Genomic DNA, 21,946 nt, shown 5'->3' with positions numbered 1-21,946 from the left:
AACCATGAGGACTCCGGCATGACTGCTTTCGACGTACGCATCGGCATCAACCCGCTGTCGTGGATGAACGACGACCTGCCGTCGCTCGGCGGCGAGACGCCGCTCGAAGTCGCGCTGACCGAGGGTCGCCAGATCGGCTATCAGGGCTTCGAACTCGGCAACAAGTTTCCTCGCGAGCCGCAAGCGCTGAAAACGCTGCTCGCGCAATACGACCTCGCGCTCGTGTCCGGCTGGTACTCGGGACAACTGGCCAGGCGCAGCGTCGCCGAAGAAATCGACGCGGTCGGCCCGCATCTGGAGTTGCTCGCGCAGAACGGCGCGACCGTGATGGTGTATGGCGAAGTCGCCGATTCGATCCAGGGCGCGCCGCGCCCGCTGTATCAACGGCCGCGCTTTTTCGGCGACGCGCAATGGGCCGGCTACGCGGCGCGCGTCGATGAATTCGCGCGTTATACGCTGAGTCGCGGCGTGCGGCTCGCCTATCATCATCATATGGGCGCGTACGTCGAAACGCCGGCCGACGTCGATCAGTTGATGGCGCGCACAGGCGACGCGGTCGGCCTGCTGTTCGACGCCGGGCACATCACGTTGGCGGGCGGCGATCCGTTGGCCGTGCTCGACCAACACATCGCGCGCGTTTGCCACGTGCACTGCAAGGACGTGCGCCCCGCCGTGATGAAGCTCGCACGCAATCGCAACTGGAGTTTTCTCGATGCGGTGATCGCCGGTGCGTTCACGGTGCCCGGCGACGGCGCGGTCGATTTTCCGGCGCTGATCGACCGGTTGAAGCGGCACGGTTATTGCGGCTGGCTCGTCGTCGAGGCGGAGCAGGACCCGGTGGTCGCGCCGCCGTTCGACTATGCGCAGAAGGGATATGGAACTTTGCGGGCGCTCGTCGATGCGCCGCTCGGCAAGGAGGCAGAATGAGCTTATTGGTGAAGGCAGAGCGCGAAGGCCAGACGATCGCGCGCGTGACGCCGCAGTCGGCCTGTTGGCGCTATGTGGGATTCGCCGCGTACCGGCTCGGCGCGAACGAACTCGTCTACGTGTTCGAGCCGGCGCGTGAAGCTTGCATCGTCGTGCTGAGCGGCGCGGTCGATATCGAAACGCCGGGCACGACGTGGAGTTCGCTCGGCTCACGCGACAGCGTGTTCGAAGACGCGGCGCCGTACGCGGTGTATGTGCCGCCGAATGTGCGCGCGACGGTGCGCGCATGCCGCGACGCGGAGATCGGTGTCGCGAGCGCGCCGGCCAAGGGCGAGTATCCGGCGCGGCTGATCGAGCCGGCGTCGATAAAGCGCTCGACGCGCGGTAAGTCGCTGAATACGCGTTACGTGTGCGACATTCTTCCGCACACCGAGCCGGCGGAATCGCTGCTGGTGGTCGAAGTGAGAACGCCGGGCGGTCACGCGTCGAGCTACCCGCCGCACAAGCACGACACCGACAATATCCCGCTCGAAAGCTCGCTCGAAGAAACCTATTACCACCGGCTCGATCCGCCGCAAGGCTTCGCATTCCAACGCGTGTACACCGACTCACGCGATATCGACGAATCGATGGCCGTCGAGGATCACGACGTCGTGATGGTGCCGCGCGGCTATCACCCGGTCGTCGTGCCGTACGGCTACGACTCGTATTATCTGAACGTGATGGCGGGCAGCCAGCGGGTCTGGCATTTCCATAACGATCCGGCGCACGAATGGATCATCAACAAGGATGCTTGACTAATTTGATCGTAGTCGCGCGTCAGCCCACCCCGAGCCATTCGCGCATCACGTCGTCGCGCGACATAAACGACGCCAGCGCGCCGTCGAACACGATCTCGCCGTGCCCCATCACCGCGACGCGGCACGCGATGTCCCGCGCGATCACGAGCCTCTGCTCGATCAGCAACATCGCGACGCCACGCTCGCGCAGCGCGTGCAGACAGGCGGCGACCTGCTGCATCACGAGACTCGCGAGCCCTTCGCCGGGCTCGTCGATCAACAGCAGATCGGGATCTCCGAGCAGCGCCCGCGCGAGCGCGAGCATCTGTTGCTCGCCGCCGGACAGCGCGCCGGCGCGCGTGCGCTTGCGCCCGGCGAGCACGGGAAAAAGCGCGTACGCGTCGTCGAGCGTGAAGCGCGGCGCGCGGCCGCGCGCACGCGATGCGGCAGCCGGCGCAATGCCGAGCAGCAGGTTTTCATGCACGCTCAGCGCGGCGAACACGTCGCGATGCTCGGCCACATAGCCGAGCCCGAGCCGCGCGATCTCGAACGTGCGCCGACCGGCGAGCGAACGCCCCGCGAAACGCAGTTCGCCCTCGCAGCGCACGAGGCCCATGATCGCGCGTGCGAGCGTCGAGCGGCCCGAGCCGTTGCGGCCGACCAGCGCGACCACTTCGCCTGGCTCGATGCTCAGCGTGACGCCGTGCAACGCCTGGCTCGCGCCGTACCACGCATTCAGGTCGCAAATGTCGAGCAGCGCGCTCATAGGCCTGCTCCGTGGTCCGGTTCATCACCCGCCCGCGCGCCTGAGCCGACGTCGAAGCGTTCACCCAGATACGCGGCCCGTACCGCCGCGTCGGCGCGAATCGCGGCCGGCGATCCACTTGCGATGATGCGCCCTTGCACCAGCACCGAAATGCGATCGGCGATCGCGAACACCGCATCCATATCGTGCTCGACCATCAGCAGCGTGCGGCCGGCGGTGGTGTCGCGGATCAGCTCGATCGCGCGTGCCGCTTCTGCGCGGTTCATGCCCGCCGTCGGTTCGTCGAGCAGCAGCGTGTGCGCGCCGCCCGCGAGCGCGATGCCGAGGTCGAGCGCGCGCTGCTCCGCGTAGCTGAGCGTGCCGGCCGCGACGTCGCGGCGCGCGCCGAGGCCGACCGCGTCGAGCACGTCGGCCGCGCGCGCATCGACCGCGGCCGTGCCGGTCAGACGCTGCCACCAGCGCGTGCGATCGCGCTCGGCAAGCTGCGCCGCGCAGCGCAGGTTGTCGAACACGGACAGCCGCGCGAACACGCTGGTGCTCTGAAAGCTGCGCGCGAGGCCACGGCGCGCGATCGCGGCCGGCGCGAGCCGCGTGATGTCCGCGCCGAACAGGTGGATACGCCCCGCGCTCGGCCGCGCGCCGCCCCCGATCAGGTTGAACAGCGTGGACTTGCCCGCGCCGTTCGGGCCGATCAGCGCGTGCCGCTCGCCTGGCTCGATCGCGAGATCGACGCCGCGCAGAATTTGCGTCGAGCCGAAACGCTTTTCGATGCCGTGGAGCGCGAGTGCGGGGATCATCGTGCGGCTCCGGGGAATCGTGCCGCGCGTGCGTGGGCCGTGACGCGCGCATGCGCGCGCAGCGCATGGCGCGTGGTCAGCGCAGCCAGAGCGGCGAGCGCAACGAGCGCCAGCGCAAGAGGAAGCGGCGAGGCGGCAAGCGCCGACAGCGGCGGCGCGACGGTGACATCGGTACCCGCGCCAGCGCCCGCACCTGCACCGGCGCCGAACCATGCGCCGAACAACCCACCTGAAGCCGCACCTTCGTCCGCGCCGAACTGCGCCGCATAGGCCCACTGCACCGCGAACACGATGGCCGCGAGCCACAGCAACCCCGCCGCCGCGCTCCACCAATACGCGGCGCGACAACGTCGCCAGCCGTTGGCGGCAATCCGCGCCGTCTGCCGCGAGGCAAAGCCGGCGAGCCCATCCGGCGCGGCCAGCACGACGACGACGAAAAACAGCCCGAGATAGAACAGCCACGCCCGCGTGACACTGGCGACCACCACGCTGAAAAACGTCAGCACGATCGCCCCCGCGACCGGCCCGAAGAACGCCGCCGTGCCGCCGATCACGGTCGCGATCAGCACCGCGCCCGAGCGCATCATGCCGACGCTCTCAGTCGATACGAGCTCGATATTGATCAGCCCGAGCGTGCCCGCGACGCCCGCGAAAAACGCCGACAGCACGATCACGCCATAGCGAATCCGCCGCGGATAGCAGCCGATCGCCGCCGCGCGCGCCGGGTTGTCGCGCACAGCGTTCGCGAGCCGCATGAACGGTGAGCGCGACAGCGCGAACAGCGCGACACTGGCGACGACGCTCCACAGCGCGATCAGCACATAGGCCTCGCGCGCCGGACCGAAGCTCCAGCCGCCGAAGAGTGGCCCGCTCGCACGATCGATCGCGACGCCCGCCTCGCCGCCAAACCAGCCCGGCAGCGTCCACGCGGCCGCGACGACGAGCTCGCCGAGACCGAGCGTGATCATCGCGAATGCGGTGCCGGCACGGCGCGTCGCGATGAAGCCGAACAGCACGCCGCACAGCGCGCCGCCGATGCCGCCGACCAACGGCAGCAGCACGAGCGGCATGCCGCCCGCGTTGAACACCCGCGCGGCGATCAACGCGCCGAGCCCCGCATAAGCGGCGTGCCCGAACGACAGCAGCCCGGTCCCGCCGAGCAGCAGGTTGTACGACAGCGCGAACACGATCATCGTCGCGCTTTGCGCGAGATAGCCGAGCAGCCAGCTGTGCGGCCAGATGAAAGGCGGTACGGCCAGAAAGGCGACGAGCGCGAGCCACGGCGCGAGCGCACGGCCGCCCCCGCGAGGCGGCACCTCGCTTTCCAGCGCGTTTGACGACCCGCTCCGCTTACGCATGATCGTCACGCCGTCCGAACAGCCCGCGCGGCCTCGTCGCCAGCACCGCGACGAGCAGCAGGTACGGCAGCAGCGGCGCCAGTTGCGCGAGCGTCAGCGCGTCCCATTCGGGCGGCAGCACCGCGCCGGCGAGCGACACCACGTCGCCCAACGACAGATCGCTCGCGACCGCCAGCGTTTGCAGGCACCCCACCAGCAGCGACGCGACGAGCGCCCCGCTCAGCGACCCGAGCCCGCCGATCACGACCACGACGAACACGATCGAGCCGAGCGACTCCGCCATCGCCGGCTCGATGACGAACAGCGGCGCGCCGATCACGCCGGCCAGCGCGGCGAGCGCGGTGCCGGCCGCGAACACGCCGGTGAACACGCGCGGCACGTCGTGCCCGAGCGCTTCGACGGCCTGCGCATGCGTGAGCGCGGCGCGCACGATCAAGCCAGTCTTCGACACGCGCAGCATCGCGACGAGCGCCGCGAGCATCGCGAGCGACACCGCCATCATGAACGCGCGGTAGCGCGTGAAGACCGCGCCGTACAGCGAGAACAGCGGACCGTCGAGCACCGCCGGAATCCTCGCCGACAGCGGACCGAGCCCCCAGCCGAGCTTGACGAGTTCGCCGAGCAGATAGGCGGCGCCGAACGTCAGCAGCAGTTCGGGCAGATGCCCGTGCCCGCGCACGCGCCGCAGCAGCCAGCGTTCGAGCGCCGCGCCGAGCAGCCCGACGAGGAGCGGCGCAACCACCAGCGCGCTCCAGAAGCCGGCGCGCGACGCCACCGAAAAGCCGACGTACGCGCCGAGCATATAGAAGCTCGCATGCGCGAAGTTGAGCACGCCGAGCATGCTGAAGATCAGCGTCAGCCCGGCCGACAGCATGAATAGCAACAGCCCGTAGCTCAGGCCGTTGAGCAGAGTGATGATGAACGACTGCACGCGTCTAGTCCGCCGGCCCGACGACGCACAACGGTTCGAGCGCCGCGCGCAGCTCGGCGGGCAGGTTCACGGGACGGCGCGTCGCGCGATCCACGTAGACGTGCACGAAGTGCCCTTGCGCGGCGGGCTCGGCGTCGCCGTCGCGAAATAGCCCCACCTCGTAGCGCACGCTCGACGTGCCGAGCCGCGCGACGCGCAAGCCCGCGTCGATGCGATCGGGAAACACGAGCGGCGCGAAGTAGTTGCACTGCGTCTCGACGACCAGCCCGATCGTCGTGCCGTGTTCGAAATCGAGTACGCGCGCGCGGACCAGATACTCGTTCACGACGGTGTCGAAATAGCTGTAGTAGACGACGTTGTTCACGTGGCCGTAGACGTCGTTGTCCATCCAGCGCGTGGTGATCGGCAGGAAATGCGGATACGCGGCGCGGCCGGCGGGGGCGGGTTTGTTCATCGGACGTGGCGGTGGGTGGATGCGAGGATCACAGCGACTCGGTCAGCATGCGGCGATAGTCGTCGGCGCTCGCCTCGCGCGGATTCGTGCGATGACAATGGTCGACCAACGCGCCCTGCACGACCTTGTCGAACATGCTTTCGTCGACGCCCATTTGCCTGAGGCCGGTCGGCAGTCCAAGCCGCGCCGTCATGTCGAACAGCGCCTGCGCGAGATCCGCATGCTCGGGCACCCCCATCACGCGACGCATGCGCGCATAGCGACGCTCGGCCACCACGCTCGGCGCGCGCTCGTTGAAGCGCAGCACCGCGGGCAGCACGACCGCGTTCAGCGTGCCGTGATGCAGCGACGTGCGGCCGTTCACCTTCAGGCCGCCCAGCGGATGCGACAGCGAGTGCACACAGCCGAGGCCCTTCTGGAACGCCATCCCGCCCTGCATCGACGCGCTCATCATATTCAGGCGCGCCTCGCGATCGCGGCCGTCCGCGCACGCGCGCTCGATGCTGTGCCACGCGCGTTCGAGGCCGTCGAGCGCGATACCGTCGGCGGGCGGATTGAAGGCCGGCGCGAGGAAGGTCTCGATGCAATGCGCGATCGCGTCCATGCCGGTCGCGGCGGTCAGCCCCGGCGGCAGGCCGAGCGTGAGACCGGGATCGCACAGCGCCGATTTCGGCAGCAGATTCCACGAGTGAAAGCCGAGCTTGCGGCCGTCGTTCAGGATCACGATCGCGCCGCGCGCGACTTCGCTGCCAGTGCCGGCGGTGGTCGGAATCGCGATCAGCGGCGCGACGGCGTCGGTGATCTTCGCGCTGCCGCCTTCGATCGTCGCGTACTGCGTGAGCGGCCCCGGATGCGTGGCCGCGATCGCGACGCCCTTCGCGAGATCGATCGACGAACCGCCGCCCACCGCGATCAGCCCGTCGCAGCGCTCGTCGCGATACACCTGGGCGGCCGCGAGCACCATTTCCTCGGTCGGGTTCGACGGCGTGTCGTCGAACAGCGGCACGTCGCCGAGCTTCAGCGCGTCGAGTGCCTGCCGCGCGATGCCGGCCGCGACGACGCCTTTGTCGCTGATCACCAGAGGCCGCTCGATGCCGATGCGCGTGCACTCGGACGGCAGTTGCGACAGTGCGTCGTAGCCCAGATGAATATGGGTCAGGTAGTAGATGTAGGCCATGCCGTTTTCTCCCTGAGCGTGCGCTCATTGACCGCCGGTTGACGTGGATGATCGGTTCGGTGATGCGTCGATGGATGTGCCGAGTCGTGTGGTGTCGCGTGCGTTGTGGGCTGTCTCCATGTTGGCTGTGATTTCTGCGTCGTCTGTGTGCTGGCGAATGTTGCGGCTCGACGGGCCGAACGCCTCACTGCCCCGGCCGCTCGACGAATTCGAACGGCAACCCGCGTCGCCGCATCCATTCGCCGAGCGCCTGGCCGGTGCCCGCGCGCCACGGCCGCAGCTTCGCGGGCTCGACGAGCCGGTATTCGAGCAGTTCGGGCGACAGCGCGATCGTCCCATGCGCCTTTACGTGATACGCGATGATCAGCTCGTTCTTGCGGATGAATTCGTACACGCCGATCAGCTCGACCGACCCGGCGTGCAGCGACGTCTCCTCCATCACTTCGCGCGCGATGCCCTGCTCCGGCGTCTCGCCGTTTTCGAGGAAGCCGGTGATCAGCGCGAACATGCCCTCGGGCCACGCGGCATTGCGCGCAAGCAGGATCTTGCCCTCGTACTCGACGATCGCCGCGACGACCGGCAGCGGGTTATTCCAATGGACGTAGCCGCACTCGGTATCGGGACAGCTCTGACGGACGCGGCCGCCCTCGTGGTCGGGGTCGGCGCGTTCGGTCAGGGGTTTCGCGCAGCGGGGACAGAATCGGTACTCGGTCATGGCGGGGGACGTCTCTTTGTTTCGTGTTTTCTGGCGGGGCGTAGTTGGGTGGCTTTGCGAGTGTGCCGAGTGGTGCATCGAGGCGCCGGTGGTAACTCGGGTTCCAGCAACCTCACGCGTCTTCCATCACGCGACGCACAGCCCGCGCACGTCGGCGGCCAAACGCTCGACCGTGTCGGGCTGCGTGTCCCACGCGCACATCAGCCGGCAACCGCCCGCGCCGATGAACTCGTAGAACTTCCAGCCGCGCGCGCGCATCGCCTTCGCGGCATGCGGCGGCAACTGCGCGAACACCGCGTTCGATTCGCTCGCAAACATGATGCTCACGCCGGGGATTTCCTGCAACCGCGTCTCCAGCAGACGCGCCATCGCGTTCGCGTGACGCGCATTGCGCAACCACACGTCGTTGTCGAGCAGGCCGAGCCACGGCGCGGAGATGAAGCGCATCTTCGATGCGAGCTGTCCCGCCTGCTTCAACCGATAGGCGAAATCGTCGGCGAGCGCGCGGTCGAAGAACACCACCGCCTCGCCGACCGGCAAGCCGTTCTTGGTGCCACCGAAACACAGCACGTCGACGCCCGCGCGCCACGTAATCTCCGACGGATGCACGTCGAGCGCGGCGACCGCGTTCGCGAAGCGCGCGCCGTCCATGTGCACCTTCAGATGACGACGCTTCGCGATCGCCGCGATGGCGCGCACTTCCTCGACGCTGTAGACGGTGCCGACCTCGGTCGACTGCGTCAGCGTGACGACCTTGGGCTTCGGATAGTGGATATCGGCGCGCCGCGTGACGATGGACTCGATCGCATCGGGCGTGAGCTTGCCGGCGATGCCCGGCGCCGTCAGCAGTTTCGAGCCGCCCGAAAAGAACTCGGGACCGCCGCATTCGTCGGTCTCGATGTGCGCGAGTTCGTGGCAAATCACCGAGTGGTACGACTGGCACAGCGACGCGAGCGCGAGCGAATTGGCCGCCGTGCCGTTGAACACGAAGAACACTTCGCAATCGGTCTGAAACAGGTCGCGCAGACGGTCGCAGACCTGGTTGGTCCAGGAGTCGTCGCCGTAGGACGGCTCGTGGCCGCTGTTGTTGGCTGCGATCAGCGCGTCGAGCGCTTCGGGACAGATGCCGGCGTAGTTGTCGGACGCGAAATGTTGCATGGTCGAGCGACGCGCCCGGCGACAGGCGCGAGGGAATGACGGAAAGCGGTCATTTTAGTGCGCTCGTGCGAGATTTGTTTTCGCGTCTTAGCTGCAACCGCAATCCGGCATGCGGCCACGGCGCGGGCCACGCGGCACGCGCGTCACTGCGATCAGGCCCGCCGCCCCCGCCAGCAGCGCGCCCGCGGCAAGCCACAGCGCCAGCGAAAACGACCCCGTGTGCGCGGCAATCGGCGCGGCCACCAACGGACCCGCGATCTGACCGATGCCATAGGCCGCCGTCGCATAACCCATCAGCCCGGCCGCGTCGTCGCCGCGCAGACGCCGCGCCTCGCGCATCGCGAATAGCGTGATCGCGGTGAACGGCAGGCCGATCAGGATGCTGCCGAGCGAGAACCCGCCCGCCGTCGGCCATACGATGCCCAGCGCGATGCCGAGCGCCTGCAGCACATACGAGCCCGCGAGCAGCGCGCGGTTGTCCCAATGCACGGGCAAACGCGCGGCGAGCAACGCGCCGACGATCAGCGCCGCACCGAACATCGGCCAGAACAGGTCCGGCCACGCCGAGCCCGGCAACGCGTGGCGCGCGATGACCGGCAAAAAGGTCGCGGTGATGATGTAGCCGAAGCCCGGGATACCGTAGAGCAGGACCAGCCAGAACGCGTCGGTACGGTGGACGGCATGGCTCGTCTGAATGCCGGCCGTACGAGGCGGCTGGTTTGCGCTGGCGCGCGATCCGGTGGCGGGCTTTGCGGTTGCGGAGCTTGCAGCGGCAGGCTTCGCCGTTCCCGCACGCCGCGCTTCGCCAAACACCGGCCACACCAGCACCGACAGCACCGCGCCGATCACCGCAAAGCCGATCCATCCGACCACCGCGCCATAGCCACCCGCGACGCTGACCAGCAAGCCGGTGCCGACGATGCCCACGCCCGGCCCCGTATAGATGACGCCGCTCCACGCTTGCGCGCCGAGTTCGGCGAGCCGCCGCAAGCCCCACTGCGACGCGAACACGAAGGTCCATGCGCTGACCGCGCCGGCGACGAAGCGCACCAGCGCCCACACCCAGAACTGGCCGGTAACGCCCATCGCGAGCGTCAGCAGCACGGTCGCAGCGAGTCCGACGCGCACCATCCGCGCGGGCTCAACCCGCAGCGCCGCGCACGTCATCGCGCCGGCGAAATAGCCGGCGTAATTGAACGACGCGAGCCAGCCGCCATGCTGGATATCGATCTGCGGCTGGCCGAGCGCGGCGCCGTGCAGCATCAACGGCAGCAGCGGCGTGAATGCGAAGCGCCCGATACCGAGCGCGACGGCCAGCGTGACCATGCAGGCGAGCGCCGCGCGCCGGGCGGCGTGCGGTTCGTGGAACCGCGGGTACGCGTGGGAAGCGAGATCGTTCATGATCGGACGGTCAAACGGCGATGGTATGAATCCATACTAGCTTGACCTCTGAATCACGAAAAATGAATAATTAGGATGTTATCCATCGCCCGGAGAGAATCATGGATCTGGCCGCTCTGACCATTTTTCGCGCGGTCGTGCGCGAAAACGGCGTGACGCGCGCCGCGGCGAAGCTCAATCGCGTGCAATCGAACGTGACCACGCGCATCAAGCAGCTCGAGGAGCAGCTCGGCACCGAGCTGTTCATCCGCGACGGCCGCCGCCTTGTGCTGACGCCGGCCGGCGAGACGCTGCTGCCCTACGCGGAACGGCTGCTCGCGCTCGCCGACGAGGCGCGGCACGCGGTGCGCGAGGATCGTCCGAGCGGGCGTCTGCGTCTCGGCACGATGGAAAGCGTCGCGGCGACGCGTCTACCGGGCCTGCTCGCGCAATATCACCAGCAATGGCCGGCCGTCGAACTGGAACTGGAGACCGGCACGACCGGCAGGCTGATCGAGCGGGTGCGCGAGTTCGAGGTCGATGCGGCGCTGGTCGCGACGCCGCTCGATCCGGCCACGCTCAGCGATCTGTTCGAGACCGTGCCGATCTTCCGCGAGGAACTCGTGATGCTGACGCCGCGCGGTCATCGGCCGATCCGCGAAGTGCGCGACATCGCGCTATCGACGCTGATCGCGTTCGAGCGGGGCTGCGCGTATCGCGCGTATATCGAGAAGTGGTATCTGGAGCACGGCACGCGGCCGCAACGGGTGCTGGAACTCGGCTCGTATCACGCGATCGTCGCGTGCGTGGCGGCCGGCGCGGGCGTCGCGGTCGCACCGCGCTCGGTGCTCGATCTGCAGACCGACACGAGCAATATCGCGGTGCACGAATTGCCCGATATCGGCATGATCGACACGCTGCTGGTGTGGCGACGCGGGCATTTTTCGTCGGCGCTCAATGCGCTGCGACGCACGCTGGTGGCGTCACAGGAAGGGACGGCCGAGGTGGATGCGGTGGCGTCCGCGGATGCGAACGTGGTCTGATCGTTGAATCCGCCCCGCCGACCAGGTTCGACGCAACCCGGTCGGCTTCAGCAAAAGCGACCATCAGAATCAAAGCTGCCCTTCGACCCAGCCCTTGACGCCCGCGAGCGCCGCCGGCAGGTTGGCCGGCTCGGTACCGCCGGCCTGCGCCATGTCCGGACGGCCGCCGCCCTTGCCGCCCACCTGCTGGGCCACGAAGTTGACCAGTTCGCCCGCCTTGACCTTCTTGCTGGCGTCGGCGGTCACACCCGCGATCAGGCTGACCTTGCCGCCTTCCACCGACGCGAGCACGATCGCCGCGCTCTTCAGCTTGTCCTTGAGCTTGTCGACCGTTTCGCGCAGCGTCTTCACATCCGCGCCTTCGAGCGTCGCCGCGAGCACATGCACGCCGCCGATTTCGATCGCCTGGCCCGCGAGTTCGTCGCCCTGGCTCGACGCCATCTTCGACTTCAGCGCGCCCAGTTCCTTCTCGAGCGCCTTCACCTGGTCTTGCACCTGGCCGATGCGCTGCGTGAGTTCCGCCGGTTGTGCCTTCAGCACGGCCGCGGCCGCGTTGACGCGCGCTTCGAGCTCCTGCACGTAGCGCACCGCGTTGTCGCCGGTGATCGCTTCGACGCGACGGATACCGGCCGCGACGCCGCCTTCCATCACGATCTTGAAGAAACCGATGTCGCCCGAGCGATTCACGTGCGTACCGCCGCACAGCTCGCGCGAGAAGCCGAGGTCGAGCACGCGCACTTCGTCGCCGTACTTTTCGCCGAACAGCGCCATTGCGCCGCCCTTCACCGCCTCGTCGTACGACATCACACGCACGATGCCGGGCGCGTTCGCCAGCACTTCGGCGTTGACGATTTCCTCGACGCGGTGGATCTGCTCGTCCGTCATCGGCGCGTTGTGGGCGAAGTCGAAGCGGGTCTTGTCGGCGTCGACGAGCGAGCCCTTCTGCTGCACGTGCGAACCGAGCACTTCGCGCAACGCCTTGTGCATCAGGTGCGTGGCCGAGTGGTTGCGCGCCGTGCGGGCGCGGCGCACCGCGTCGATTTCGGCCTTGACGATGTCGCCGAGCTTCAGCGTGCCCTGCTCGAGCGTGCCGTGGTGGCCGACCACGTCGGCCTGAACCTTGAGCGTATCGACGACCGCAAAGCGCGTGCTGGCGTTCGCGAGCACCCCCTGGTCGCCGACCTGGCCGCCCGACTCCGCGTAGAACGGCGTGTGATCGAGCACGACGACCGCCTGCTGGCCGGCCTGCGCCTGCTGCACCGACGCGCCGTCCACGTACAGCGCGACGACCTTCGCGTCGTCGAAGACGATTTCTTCGTAGCCGTGGAAGGTGGTCTTCGCACCCGAGTATTCGAGGCCCTGCGCCATCTTGAACTTGCCCGCCGCGCGAGCCTGCTCGCGCTGACGCGCCATCGCGTCGTCGAACGCGGATTCGTCGACCGTCACTTCGCGCTCGCGGCAGACGTCCGCGGTCAGGTCGAGCGGGAAGCCGTAGGTGTCGTGCAGCTTGAACGCGAGTTCGCCGTCGAGCGTCTTGCCGCTGGTTTTGCCGCCTGCGGCGTCGAGATCGGCCAATGCGGCCTCGAGAATCGACATGCCGTGTTCGATCGTCTCGAAGAAGCGCTCTTCTTCCTGACGCAGCACGTCGGTCACGCGCTGCTCGGCCTGCTTCAGTTCAGGGTAAGCGTCGCCCATCTGCGCGACGAGGTCGGCGACGAGGCGATGGAAGAACGAACCCTTCTTGCCGAGCTTGTAGCCGTGGCGGATCGCGCGGCGCACGATACGGCGCAGCACGTAGCCGCGGCCTTCGTTGCCCGGAATCACGCCGTCGACGATCAGGAACGAGCACGCGCGGATGTGATCGGCGATCACCTTCAGCGAGTTGTTGCCCAGATCGGTCACGCCGGTTTCGCGGCCAGCGGCTTGAATGAGCGCCTGGAACAGGTCGATCTCGTAGTTGCTGTGCACGTGCTGCAGCACCGCGGCGATGCGCTCGAGGCCCATGCCGGTGTCCACGCATTGCTTCGGCAGCGGCGTCATGTTGCCCTGCGCGTCGCGGTTGAACTGCATGAACACGAGGTTCCAGATTTCGATGTAGCGATCGCCGTCTTCCTCGGGCGATCCCGGCGGCCCGCCCCACACGTCCGGGCCGTGGTCGTAGAAGATTTCCGAGCACGGGCCGCACGGGCCGGTGTCGGCCATCTGCCAGAAGTTGTCCGATGCGTAGCGCGCGCCCTTGTTATCGCCGATGCGGACGATGCGCTCGACCGGCACGCCCACTTCCTTCGCCCAGATGTCGTGCGCTTCGTCGTCTTCCTGGTAGACAGTGACCCAGAGCTTGTCTTTGGGCAGCTGGTAGACGCCGGTCAGCAGTTCCCACGCGTAGTGGATCGCGTCGCGCTTGAAGTAGTCGCCGAACGAGAAGTTACCGAGCATCTCGAAGAACGTGTGGTGACGCGCGGTGTAGCCGACGTTCTCGAGGTCGTTGTGCTTGCCGCCGGCGCGCACGCTGCGCTGCGCGGTCGTGGCCCGCGAATACGGACGCGATTCCGCGCCGAGGAACACATCTTTGAACTGCACCATCCCCGAATTGGTGAAGAGCAGTGTCGGGTCGTTGCCGGGCACGAGGCTCGACGAACGGACGATCGTATGGCCCTTCGATTCGAAGAACTTGAGGAATTTCTCGCGGATTTCAGCGGCTTTCATAGCGGGCGGGGGGCGGTCCTGACGGTTCCTGACGGAGACTGGCGGTCGGTGGGATGCGCCAACTGTCGGTTTCTTTAAACGACTGATTATACGGGATCGGCAAGCGCGCGCGGCACCGCGCGCCGCCTGGTTGGCGCTCGCGTGTCCGCTCGTCCGATCCGCGCCATGACGTTCGGCTGACTGCGCCCGCAAGCGCGAATCGCTTAAGATGACTTCCACGAAACTTCGCGCGAAATAACGCATGGCAGCTCGCCGCGCGGCCTGCAACCATCAGGAGACATTCAGGAACATGGGCGCTCTCAGTCACATCCGCGTGCTGGATCTCACCCGCGTGCTCGCCGGTCCGTGGTGCGCGCAGACGCTCGCCGATTTCGGCGCCGACGTCATCAAGATCGAACGCCCCGAGGTCGGCGACGACACGCGCCACTGGGGGCCTCCCTATCTGAAAACGCCGGACGGCGCGGACACGCGCGAGGCCGCCTACTATCTCGCGGCGAACCGCAACAAGCGCTCGGTCACGCTCGACATCGCGTCGCCCGAGGGTCAGCGGATCGTGCGCGAACTGGCCGCGCAAAGCGACGTCGTGCTCGAGAACTACAAGGTCGGCCAGTTGAAGAAGTACGGCCTCGACTATGACTCGCTCAAAGAGGTCAAGCCCGACCTGATCTACTGCTCGGTCACGGGCTTCGGGCAGACCGGCCCGTATGCGCAGCGCGCCGGTTACGACTTCATCGTGCAGGGGATCGGCGGCTTCATGAGCATCACCGGCGAGCGTGACGCTCAGCCGGGTGGCGGCCCGCAGAAGGCCGGCGTCGCGATCGCCGACCTGATGACCGGCATGTACTCGACGATCGCGGTGCTGACCGCGCTCACGCACCGCGACCGCACCGGCGTTGGCCAATACATCGACATGGCGCTGCTCGACGTGCAGGTCGCGATGCTCGCCAACATGAACTCGAACTACCTCGCGAGCGGCCAGCCGCCGGCGCGCTGGGGCAATGCGCATCCGAACATCGTGCCCTACCAGACCTTCCAGACCAGCGACGGCTGGATCATCGTCGCGGTCGGCAACGACGGTCAGTTCCGCAAGTTCGTCGAAGTGGGCGGCCGCCCGGAACTCGCCGACGACGAGCGTTTCGCAACCAACCCCGCGCGCGTGCGCAACCGCGAACTGCTCGTGCCGATGCTCGCGGACATGGTCCGCCTGCAGGGCAAGCAGCAATGGATCGCGGCGCTCGAAGCGGCCGGCGTGCCGTGCGGGCCGATCAACAACCTCGACGAAGTGTTCGACAACGAGCAGGTGGTCGCGCGCGGTCTGCAGGTCGATCTGCCGCATCCGTCGGGCGGCACGGTCAAGCTCGTGCGCAACCCGATCACCATGACCGGCACGCCGCCGCAGGCGCTGAGCCATCCGCCGCTGCTCGGCGAGCATACCGAGCGGGTGCTGAGCGACGTGCTCGGATACGACGCGCAGACGATTGCCGAGTTGAAGCGCAAAGCGGTGATCTGATCGAGGAGGCGGCGAGACTCAGCGCATCGCCGTTAGCGAAGCCAGCCAGCCGCGCCCCTCGTCCCAATCGTCGAGACCGCTGTCGGCGTTGATGTGGCCGCGCGCGCCGATCCCGATCCAGCGGCTGCCCCACGCGTTCGCGCAGGTTTGTGAAAACGGCACGCCGCCAAAAGGATCGTCGCTGCTCGCCACCACGATCGTCGCAAACGGCGGTTGGTGTTCGCTCATCGTGCTTCCCCGTGTTCGGCTTATCGCCCGCTCGCGGGATAGCGCGGCGGGCCGTCTACCGTATCACGCGTGCCACGCCGCCACCACGGGGATCGCTCGCGGGCTCGGGTGTCGTGCCGTCCACGCGGATCATCTGCACGTCGCCGTTGAACGACTGCTGCTCGACCGTGAAGCCGAGCGCCTTCAATTGCGTGGCGAGCTCATCCGGCGCGGGACGGTACGGCTCGAAGTAGATCGTCTTTTGCGGCAGCAGTTGATGATGGAAACGCATCGCGGCGAGCGCGTCCGTCGGTGACATGTCGAAGTCGTACAGATTCGTCATCACCTGGAAGATCGTCGTCAGGATGCGAGAGCCGCCGGGCGTGCCGATCGCTAGCGCGATCTTGCCGTCCTTCAGCAGCAGCGTGGGCGTCATCGACGAAATCGGGCGGCGGCCCGGCGCGATCGCATCCGGCTCGGCATCGGCGGCGCCGGGTGTCGACGCCGCGCCCGTCGCGCCAGCGCCGGCTGGCTTGATCACGAAATCGTCCATCGCATCGTTCAGCAGGAACCCGCCGCCGTCCACCACGACGCCCGAGCCGAAATCGCCGTTCAGCGTGTAGGTGTTCGACACCGCGTTGCCCCATTTGTCGACCACCGAGAAATGCGTGGTTTGCGCCTTCTCCGTCGCCGCGCCGCCGTCGACACCGGGTTTCACCGTCGCGCCGGCCGGCGCTTCGTCGGCTTTGACTTCGGCCGCGCGCTGCGCGAGGTAGGCGTCGTCGATCAGCTTCGCGACCGGCACCGGCGAGGCGTCCGGGTCGCCGATATGGCGCTGCCGGTCCGCGAACACGCGATCCTCGATCTGCGCGATCAGATGGATGTACGGCGCTGAATTCAACGCAAGGCCGTCGAACGCCGGCTGCAGATCGGCCCGCATCTTCAGCATCTGGATCAGCCCGAGGCCGCCCGAGCTCGGCGGCGGCGCGGTGATCACGCGGTAGCCGTGCCAGTCGGCCGCGAGCGGCTCGCGCCACAGAGCCTTGTACTGGCTCAGATCCTGGCTCGTGATGAGGCCGTGGCCGTACATCTGCGCGGCGATCATTTGAGCGGTGCGGCCCTCGTAAAACTCGCGGCCGCCGTCGCTCGCGATCCGCCCCAGCGTCTGCGCGAGTTCCGGTTGGCGCAGCATCGCGCCCGCCTTCAGGTTCGCGAAGTAGGCGTCGAAATTGGTTTTGCCGGCGAAGCTCTTCGCGGCCGCGTCGCGTCGCTGCTGCAGCCGCGGGTCGACCTGGAAGCCGTCGGTCGCGTAATGGATCGCGGGCGCGAGCACCTGCTTCCATTTGAGCTTGCCGAAGCGCCGCTGCGCTTCCCACATGCCATCGACAGTGCCCGGCACGGCCGCCGCGCGATGCCCGACCGTGCTCATGCCCGGCGCCACGTTGCCCTTGTCGTCGAGGTACATGTCGCGGGTCGCCTGCTGCGGCGCGCGCTCGCGATAGTCGAGAAAATACGGCTTGCCGTCGACCAGCAGCGTCATGAAACCGCCGCCGCCGAGGTTGCCCGCATCGGGCCGCGTGACGGCGAGCGTGAAGGCCATCGCAACCGCGGCATCGACCGCGTTGCCGCCTGCGGCGAAGATCTGCTGCGCGGTGTCAGCGCTGTAGCTATCCGGCGCGGCGACGGCCGACGCATCGAGCGCCGGCTTCGGCGCCGGTGTTTTCGCGGCGGCGGACAGCGGCGCGGCCACGTTCACGGCAAGCGCGGCAAACCAGGCCGAAGCGAGCACACGACGGTTACGGCAAGAAAATCGGGCGCTAGCCAAAGCGCGGGCAAAAGGCGCGCGAAACGCGCCGTGCGTCGGGACAGACATCCGAGAAAACTCCGGCAACGAGGCGAGCATGGCGCACGAGCAGCGGAGCCTCGTGCAGGAAGATGAAGGACAGCGTGGACGGCTCGGGCAAGCCCGCCCCGCGCGAAGGCCCAGCACAGGCGCGCGGGCCGCGCGCAGCAGCGCATCCTAAGTCGGCGCGGCGCGCGTCGCCAACCCGTTTTACCTCCTGTTACAGCCCCGCGCGCCGGCTTCCCTGACTCCGGCAGCCGCGCCAAACCCACTGCGCCGTTGGCTGCGCGCCGCAACCACCTGCCGCGAACGGGCTCGTCGGGTAGAATTGACGGCTACACGGGCGCATTGCGCGCCCCCACGGACTCTCATCTTCTCGCATGAATACCGAACGCAACGACGCGCCCGCGACATCCAATTTCATCCGCAACATCATCGACGACGACAACCGCACCGGCAAATGGAGCCAGCGCGTCGAAACGCGCTTCCCGCCGGAGCCGAACGGCTATCTGCACATCGGTCACGCCAAGAGCATCTGCCTGAACTTCGGCGTCGCGCGCAGCTACGGCGGCGTGTGCCATCTGCGCTTCGACGACACCAATCCGGAGAAGGAAAGCATCGAGTACGTCGAGTCGATCATCGACTCGGTGCGCTGGCTCGGCTTCGAATGGGAAAAGGACCGCACCGAGCATCTGTACTTCGCGAGCGACTACTACGACAAGCTGTACGAGTTCGCGGAGCTGCTGATCCAGCGCGGCAAGGCATACGTGGATAGCCAGTCGGCCGAGGAAATCCGCGCGAACCGCGGCTCGGCCACCGAAGTCGGCACGCCGTCGCGCTTCCGCGAGCGTTCGGTCGCGGAAAACCTCGACCTGTTCCGCCGCATGAAGGCGGGCGAGTTCAAGGAAGGCGAGCACGTGCTGCGCGCGAAGATCGACATGTCGTCGCCGAACTTCAACATGCGCGACCCGATCATCTACCGCATCCGTTTCGCGCATCACTACCGTACCGGCGACACCTGGTGCGTGTACCCGATGTACGACTACACGCACTGCATCTCGGACGCGCTCGAAAACATCACGCATTCGCTGTGCACGCTCGAATTCGAAGACCATCGGCCGCTGTACGACTGGATCCTGAACGAACTCGCCGAGGCCGGTGTCTTCGGGCGTCCGCTGCCGCAGCAAATCGAGTTTTCGCGCCTGAACCTGACCTATGCGATCACCAGCAAGCGCAAGCTGCTGCAACTCGTCAACGAAGGCCATGTGGAAGGCTGGGACGACCCACGCATGCCGACCATCGTCGGCGTGCGCCGGCGTGGCTTCACGCCCGAGTCGATCCAGCTGTTCTGCGAGCGCATCGGCGTGACCAAGGTCGACTCGTGGATCGACATGAGCGTGTTCGAAGGCGCGCTGCGCGACGATCTCGACGAGAAGGCGCCGCGCATCGCCGCCGTGCTCGATCCGGTCAAGCTGATCATCGACAACTTCCCCGAACGCCTTACCGAGCCGTGCCACGCACCGGTGCATCCGCATCATCCGGAACAGGGCATGCGCGAGTTTCCGATTTCGCGCGAGCTGTGGATCGAGCGCGAGGACTTCACGCAGACGCCGCCGAAGGGCTACTTCCGCCTGTTCCCGGGCAACAAGGTGCGGCTGCGCTACGGCTACGTGATCGAATGCACGCACGCGGACAAGGACGAGAACGGCAATATCGTCGCGGTGCACTGCAACTACTTCCCGGACAGCAAATCGGGCACCGAAGGCGCGAACAATTACAAGGTCAAGGGCAACATCCACTGGGTCAGCGCGGCGGCCGCGTGCCCGGCCGAAGTGCGCATCTACGACCGGCTGTTCAAGGAACCGCAACCGGACGCCGGCGGCCGCGACTTCCTCGAAGCGCTGAATCCGGACTCGAAACGCGTGGTCCAGGCCTACCTCGAAACCGGCGCGCGCCATGCGCTGCCGGAGCAGCGCTACCAGTTCGAGCGCCACGGCTACTTCGTCGCCGACCGCGTCGATTCGAAGCCGGGTAAGCCCGTATTCAACCGCATCGTCAGTCTGCGCGACAGTTGGGGCAAGCCGGCCTGAGCCCGCGCCAGCGAGGGCCCGGCGTTGCGGGCCCATCCGGGTTGCCGGATGTTTCGATCGACACTCACTGCGCGCTCGCCTGAGCGCGCCGGTCCGGGAGGTCCGATGAAGGTTGCAGACCGCCACGGGGAAGGGTCTGAAGGTAGGGTTCACGTCGCACGGAGCGCGTGCGGCTCACGCTTCCCGCGTCTGCTGCGCGGCATGCACAGCGTGCTGCTTACGCTGGCCGCCTGCGGCGCGCTCGCGTTCGCCGGCCCCGCCCGCGCGGATGAACTGAGCGGCACGCTGAGAAAGATCCACGACGACGGCGTCGTCGTGCTCGGCGTGCGAGAGGCGTCGATCCCGTTCTCGTACTTCGACGGCAAGCGCACGGTCGGCTACTCGCAGGCGATCGCGATGCAGATCGTCGATGAAATCAGGAAAACGCTCGGCATGGCGCAGCTGCGCGTTCACGAAGTCACGGTCACGTCGTCGAACCGCATGCCGATGCTGCTGAACAACCAGATCGATCTCGAATGCGGCTCGACCACGCACACGGTCGAGCGCGAAAACGTCGCTGCGTTTTCAGACAGCTTTTTCCAGTACGCGGTGCGCATGATCACGCGCAGGAACAGCGGCATCACCGATTTCCCCGATCTGGCCGGCAAGCCGGTCGTGACGACCGCGGGCACGTCCGACGAGCGCCTGCTGCGCAGCCTCAACACCGACAAGCAGCTGAACATGCGCATCATGAGCGTGCGCGACCATCAGGACGCCTTCAACGCGATGAAGGACGGTCACGCGGTGGCGTTCGTGATGGACGAGCCGATCGTCTACGGTTTCAAGGCGACCGACCCGCATCCCGACGATTTCATCGTGACGGGCACGCCGCTTGGCTACGAGGTTTATGCGTGCATGTTCCGCAAGGGCGACGAGCCGTTCCGCGCGCTCGTGAATCGCGTGATCGTGCGCTCGCAGACGTCCGGCGACGCCGAGCGTCTGTATCGGCAGTGGTTCACGCAGCCGATCCCGCCGCATGGCATCAACGTCAATTTCCCGCTGTCGGAGCAGAACCGCGCGTTGTTCGCGCATCCGAACGACCACGCGCTCGATTGAAGGCGGCGTGCGCCGTCTATAGCGACCGGTGCAACTCCGTGAGCGACAGCGTCGTCTCGAAGAGCCGCGTCAGACTACGGCTCGCATAGCGCGGCACCTCTTCGATCGACGCCCAGCGGTAATCATCCATTTCGGGGATCAGCGTGCCGTCCGAGCGGCGCGGAAACAGCGACGTGCAGGTGCACGTGCTCAGATCGAGCTCGCCGGCACCCGCGCGCGCCGCGAACAGATGCAGGTCCTTGTCGCGCCGGTAGACGAACAGGCCGAGATCCTTCAGCCGATCGGCCTCGAGCGCGATGCCGGTTTCCTCGACCAGCTCGCGCAGCGCCGTCACGTGCGGCGCCTCGCCGTCCTCGCCCTGGCCTTTCGGGATGTCCCAGTGCGTCGTTTCGGTGGCATGCGCGAGCAGCACGCGTCCGTCGGGATCGAGCAGCACGATCCCGCACGAGACGATTCGCGGGCTCATCGCGCAGCCTCACTGCATGCACCTCTCGCGCCGCGCTCACGCATGCTCAACGCTTCTGCAGCTGCCAGGCGCCACCTTCCTTGCAGAAGTTCGGACGCAGGTTCATCGATTGCCCTTTCGCATTGAGTACGACCCCGAGGGTGCGGCAGGTGCGTCCGCCGTCGGTCGAGGTGCTGTCCATCGAGATGGTCGCGTCGATCTTCACGCTATTGCCGGTGCCGTCGTTGACCCACGTGAAGCTCTCGCCGTCCTTCCTGTCATTGAGCGCGCTCATGACCGCATGCTTGATCGAGGCGTTGTCACGCTGTCTCATATAGGTGATCGGCGTGTCGCTCAGAAAGCCGAGGTTCGCCGCTTGCGCGCCGATCGCCGCGCCGAGCAGGAGGCTCGCGGCACTGAGGTGGAACAGCACACGGGTTCGCGTCGACATGTAGGACTCTCCTCGAAGTGTGCACGGCGCGCACGGGCGCACGGCGGCTTTTGATCCTGACCTCAAAAGCATAGCATGCACACTTCGGCAGGCAGCGCGCCATCGACGCGGCCA

20 protein-coding genes are annotated in these 21,946 nt (G+C 67.2%); 6 read left to right on the top strand and 14 right to left on the bottom strand.

All coding sequences use genetic code 11. The features are described 5' to 3' along the window. Positions 1–18 precede the first annotated feature (18 nt). Positions 19–927, top strand: a complete 909-nt coding sequence (iolE, locus tag HWY30_RS17565) for a myo-inosose-2 dehydratase (protein WP_090801049.1) — start codon at positions 19–21, stop codon at positions 925–927. Then, entirely contained in the window at positions 924–1,724 is an 801-nt protein-coding gene (gene iolB / locus HWY30_RS17560) for a 5-deoxy-glucuronate isomerase (RefSeq protein WP_090801051.1), read from the top strand. Before iolE ends, iolB begins: the two co-directional genes overlap by 4 nt. A 22-nt stretch (positions 1,725–1,746) precedes the next feature. Here iolB and HWY30_RS17555 read toward each other — a convergent pair whose 3' ends face one another. From HWY30_RS17555 to HWY30_RS17515, 9 genes are all read right to left on the bottom strand, one after another. Next, positions 1,747–2,472, bottom strand: coding sequence for an ABC transporter ATP-binding protein (locus HWY30_RS17555; RefSeq protein ID WP_090801053.1), 726 nt, complete (start codon positions 2,470–2,472; stop codon positions 1,747–1,749). Continuing rightward, the gene (locus HWY30_RS17550) at positions 2,469–3,269 is read right to left on the bottom strand and encodes an ABC transporter ATP-binding protein (protein ID WP_090801055.1); all 801 of its coding nucleotides are present in this window, start codon (positions 3,267–3,269) and stop codon (positions 2,469–2,471) included. Before HWY30_RS17550 ends, HWY30_RS17555 begins: the two co-directional genes overlap by 4 nt. Then, complete coding sequence (locus tag HWY30_RS17545) at positions 3,266–4,627, bottom strand: branched-chain amino acid ABC transporter permease (protein ID WP_244144931.1); 1,362 nt, start codon at positions 4,625–4,627, stop codon at positions 3,266–3,268. Before HWY30_RS17545 ends, HWY30_RS17550 begins: the two co-directional genes overlap by 4 nt. Beyond that, entirely contained in the window at positions 4,620–5,558 is a 939-nt protein-coding gene (locus HWY30_RS17540; RefSeq protein ID WP_090801056.1) for a branched-chain amino acid ABC transporter permease, read from the bottom strand. Before HWY30_RS17540 ends, HWY30_RS17545 begins: the two co-directional genes overlap by 8 nt. Before the next feature lie 4 nt (positions 5,559–5,562). Further along, complete coding sequence (locus tag HWY30_RS17535; protein WP_090801058.1) at positions 5,563–6,012, bottom strand: acyl-CoA thioesterase; 450 nt, start codon at positions 6,010–6,012, stop codon at positions 5,563–5,565. A gap of 28 nt (positions 6,013–6,040) precedes the next feature. Continuing rightward, positions 6,041–7,189, bottom strand: coding sequence for an iron-containing alcohol dehydrogenase (locus HWY30_RS17530; protein WP_090801060.1), 1,149 nt, complete (start codon positions 7,187–7,189; stop codon positions 6,041–6,043). Positions 7,190–7,373: 184 nt separating this feature from the next. Then, positions 7,374–7,904, bottom strand: coding sequence for an NUDIX domain-containing protein (locus tag HWY30_RS17525; RefSeq protein ID WP_090801064.1), 531 nt, complete (start codon positions 7,902–7,904; stop codon positions 7,374–7,376). Between the two features lie 126 nt (positions 7,905–8,030). Further along, complete coding sequence (locus tag HWY30_RS17520; protein WP_090801065.1) at positions 8,031–9,062, bottom strand: threonine aldolase family protein; 1,032 nt, start codon at positions 9,060–9,062, stop codon at positions 8,031–8,033. Positions 9,063–9,149: 87 nt separating this feature from the next. Further along, the gene (locus HWY30_RS17515) at positions 9,150–10,463 is read right to left on the bottom strand and encodes a YbfB/YjiJ family MFS transporter (protein WP_090801067.1); all 1,314 of its coding nucleotides are present in this window, start codon (positions 10,461–10,463) and stop codon (positions 9,150–9,152) included. A gap of 101 nt (positions 10,464–10,564) precedes the next feature. Here HWY30_RS17515 and HWY30_RS17510 point away from each other — a divergent pair, with 101 nt between their 5' ends. Further along, positions 10,565–11,485, top strand: a complete 921-nt coding sequence (locus HWY30_RS17510; protein ID WP_090801069.1) for a LysR family transcriptional regulator — start codon at positions 10,565–10,567, stop codon at positions 11,483–11,485. A 69-nt stretch (positions 11,486–11,554) separates the two neighbouring features. Here the strand turns inward: HWY30_RS17510 and alaS are convergent, their stop codons facing one another. Continuing rightward, positions 11,555–14,191 carry an alanine--tRNA ligase gene (gene alaS / locus HWY30_RS17505; RefSeq protein ID WP_090801071.1) on the bottom strand — a complete coding sequence of 879 codons (2,637 nt, stop codon included), beginning with the start codon at positions 14,189–14,191 and terminating at the stop codon, positions 11,555–11,557. 289 nt (positions 14,192–14,480) lie between these two features. Here alaS and HWY30_RS17500 point away from each other — a divergent pair, with 289 nt between their 5' ends. Further along, positions 14,481–15,701 (top strand): CaiB/BaiF CoA transferase family protein, encoded by a 1,221-nt coding sequence (locus HWY30_RS17500; protein WP_090801073.1) that lies wholly within the window; start codon positions 14,481–14,483, stop codon positions 15,699–15,701. Positions 15,702–15,719: 18 nt separating this feature from the next. On the opposite strand, the gene HWY30_RS17495 is transcribed toward HWY30_RS17500, so the two are convergent. Next, on the bottom strand, positions 15,720–15,929 hold the full coding sequence (locus HWY30_RS17495; protein WP_279613290.1) for an RBBP9/YdeN family alpha/beta hydrolase: 210 nt from the start codon (positions 15,927–15,929) through the stop codon (positions 15,720–15,722). 55 nt (positions 15,930–15,984) lie between these two features. Then, on the bottom strand, positions 15,985–17,781 hold the full coding sequence (ggt, locus tag HWY30_RS17490; RefSeq protein WP_090805395.1) for a gamma-glutamyltransferase: 1,797 nt from the start codon (positions 17,779–17,781) through the stop codon (positions 15,985–15,987). A gap of 350 nt (positions 17,782–18,131) precedes the next feature. Between ggt and HWY30_RS17485 the strand changes: the two genes are divergently transcribed. Next, positions 18,132–19,841: a glutamine--tRNA ligase/YqeY domain fusion protein gene (locus HWY30_RS17485; protein WP_090801075.1), complete on the top strand. Its 1,710-nt coding sequence runs from the start codon at positions 18,132–18,134 to the stop codon at positions 19,839–19,841. A gap of 105 nt (positions 19,842–19,946) precedes the next feature. Then, positions 19,947–20,936 carry a transporter substrate-binding domain-containing protein gene (locus HWY30_RS17480; RefSeq protein ID WP_425199385.1) on the top strand — a complete coding sequence of 330 codons (990 nt, stop codon included), beginning with the start codon at positions 19,947–19,949 and terminating at the stop codon, positions 20,934–20,936. Positions 20,937–20,952: 16 nt separating this feature from the next. Here the strand turns inward: HWY30_RS17480 and HWY30_RS17475 are convergent, their stop codons facing one another. Then, complete coding sequence (locus tag HWY30_RS17475; protein WP_090801079.1) at positions 20,953–21,402, bottom strand: NUDIX hydrolase; 450 nt, start codon at positions 21,400–21,402, stop codon at positions 20,953–20,955. Between the two features lie 46 nt (positions 21,403–21,448). Beyond that, a complete protein-coding gene (locus HWY30_RS17470) occupies positions 21,449–21,832 on the bottom strand; it encodes an RT0821/Lpp0805 family surface protein (protein WP_090801080.1) in 384 nt (127 codons plus the stop codon). Between the last annotated feature and the right edge of the window lie 114 nt (positions 21,833–21,946).

This window comes from Paraburkholderia tuberum STM678 (assembly GCF_902833905.1).
In the GTDB taxonomy this organism is placed as follows: Bacteria; Pseudomonadota; Gammaproteobacteria; order Burkholderiales; family Burkholderiaceae; genus Paraburkholderia; species Paraburkholderia tuberum.
This window is presented reverse-complemented; position numbering and strand designations above follow the sequence as displayed.

What these genes read in the sequence shown, in the direction of transcription:
- iolE (WP_090801049.1), top strand. Translation starts at nt 19, where the DNA reads ATGACTGCTTTCGACGTACGCATCGGCATCAACCCGCTGTCGTGGATG.
- iolB (WP_090801051.1), top strand. Translation starts at nt 924, where the DNA reads ATGAGCTTATTGGTGAAGGCAGAGCGCGAAGGCCAGACGATCGCGCGC.
- HWY30_RS17555 (WP_090801053.1), bottom strand. Translation starts at nt 2,472, where the DNA reads ATGAGCGCGCTGCTCGACATTTGCGACCTGAATGCGTGGTACGGCGCG.
- HWY30_RS17550 (WP_090801055.1), bottom strand. Translation starts at nt 3,269, where the DNA reads ATGATCCCCGCACTCGCGCTCCACGGCATCGAAAAGCGTTTCGGCTCG.
- HWY30_RS17545 (WP_244144931.1), bottom strand. Translation starts at nt 4,627, where the DNA reads ATGCGTAAGCGGAGCGGGTCGTCAAACGCGCTGGAAAGCGAGGTGCCG.
- HWY30_RS17535 (WP_090801058.1), bottom strand. Translation starts at nt 6,012, where the DNA reads ATGAACAAACCCGCCCCCGCCGGCCGCGCCGCGTATCCGCATTTCCTG.
- HWY30_RS17530 (WP_090801060.1), bottom strand. Translation starts at nt 7,189, where the DNA reads ATGGCCTACATCTACTACCTGACCCATATTCATCTGGGCTACGACGCA.
- HWY30_RS17525 (WP_090801064.1), bottom strand. Translation starts at nt 7,904, where the DNA reads ATGACCGAGTACCGATTCTGTCCCCGCTGCGCGAAACCCCTGACCGAA.
- HWY30_RS17520 (WP_090801065.1), bottom strand. Translation starts at nt 9,062, where the DNA reads ATGCAACATTTCGCGTCCGACAACTACGCCGGCATCTGTCCCGAAGCG.
- HWY30_RS17515 (WP_090801067.1), bottom strand. Translation starts at nt 10,463, where the DNA reads ATGAACGATCTCGCTTCCCACGCGTACCCGCGGTTCCACGAACCGCAC.
- HWY30_RS17510 (WP_090801069.1), top strand. Translation starts at nt 10,565, where the DNA reads ATGGATCTGGCCGCTCTGACCATTTTTCGCGCGGTCGTGCGCGAAAAC.
- alaS (WP_090801071.1), bottom strand. Translation starts at nt 14,191, where the DNA reads ATGAAAGCCGCTGAAATCCGCGAGAAATTCCTCAAGTTCTTCGAATCG.
- HWY30_RS17500 (WP_090801073.1), top strand. Translation starts at nt 14,481, where the DNA reads ATGGGCGCTCTCAGTCACATCCGCGTGCTGGATCTCACCCGCGTGCTC.
- HWY30_RS17495 (WP_279613290.1), bottom strand. Translation starts at nt 15,929, where the DNA reads ATGAGCGAACACCAACCGCCGTTTGCGACGATCGTGGTGGCGAGCAGC.
- ggt (WP_090805395.1), bottom strand. Translation starts at nt 17,781, where the DNA reads ATGTCTGTCCCGACGCACGGCGCGTTTCGCGCGCCTTTTGCCCGCGCT.
- HWY30_RS17485 (WP_090801075.1), top strand. Translation starts at nt 18,132, where the DNA reads ATGAATACCGAACGCAACGACGCGCCCGCGACATCCAATTTCATCCGC.
- HWY30_RS17480 (WP_425199385.1), top strand. Translation starts at nt 19,947, where the DNA reads ATGAAGGTTGCAGACCGCCACGGGGAAGGGTCTGAAGGTAGGGTTCAC.
- HWY30_RS17475 (WP_090801079.1), bottom strand. Translation starts at nt 21,402, where the DNA reads ATGAGCCCGCGAATCGTCTCGTGCGGGATCGTGCTGCTCGATCCCGAC.
- HWY30_RS17470 (WP_090801080.1), bottom strand. Translation starts at nt 21,832, where the DNA reads ATGTCGACGCGAACCCGTGTGCTGTTCCACCTCAGTGCCGCGAGCCTC.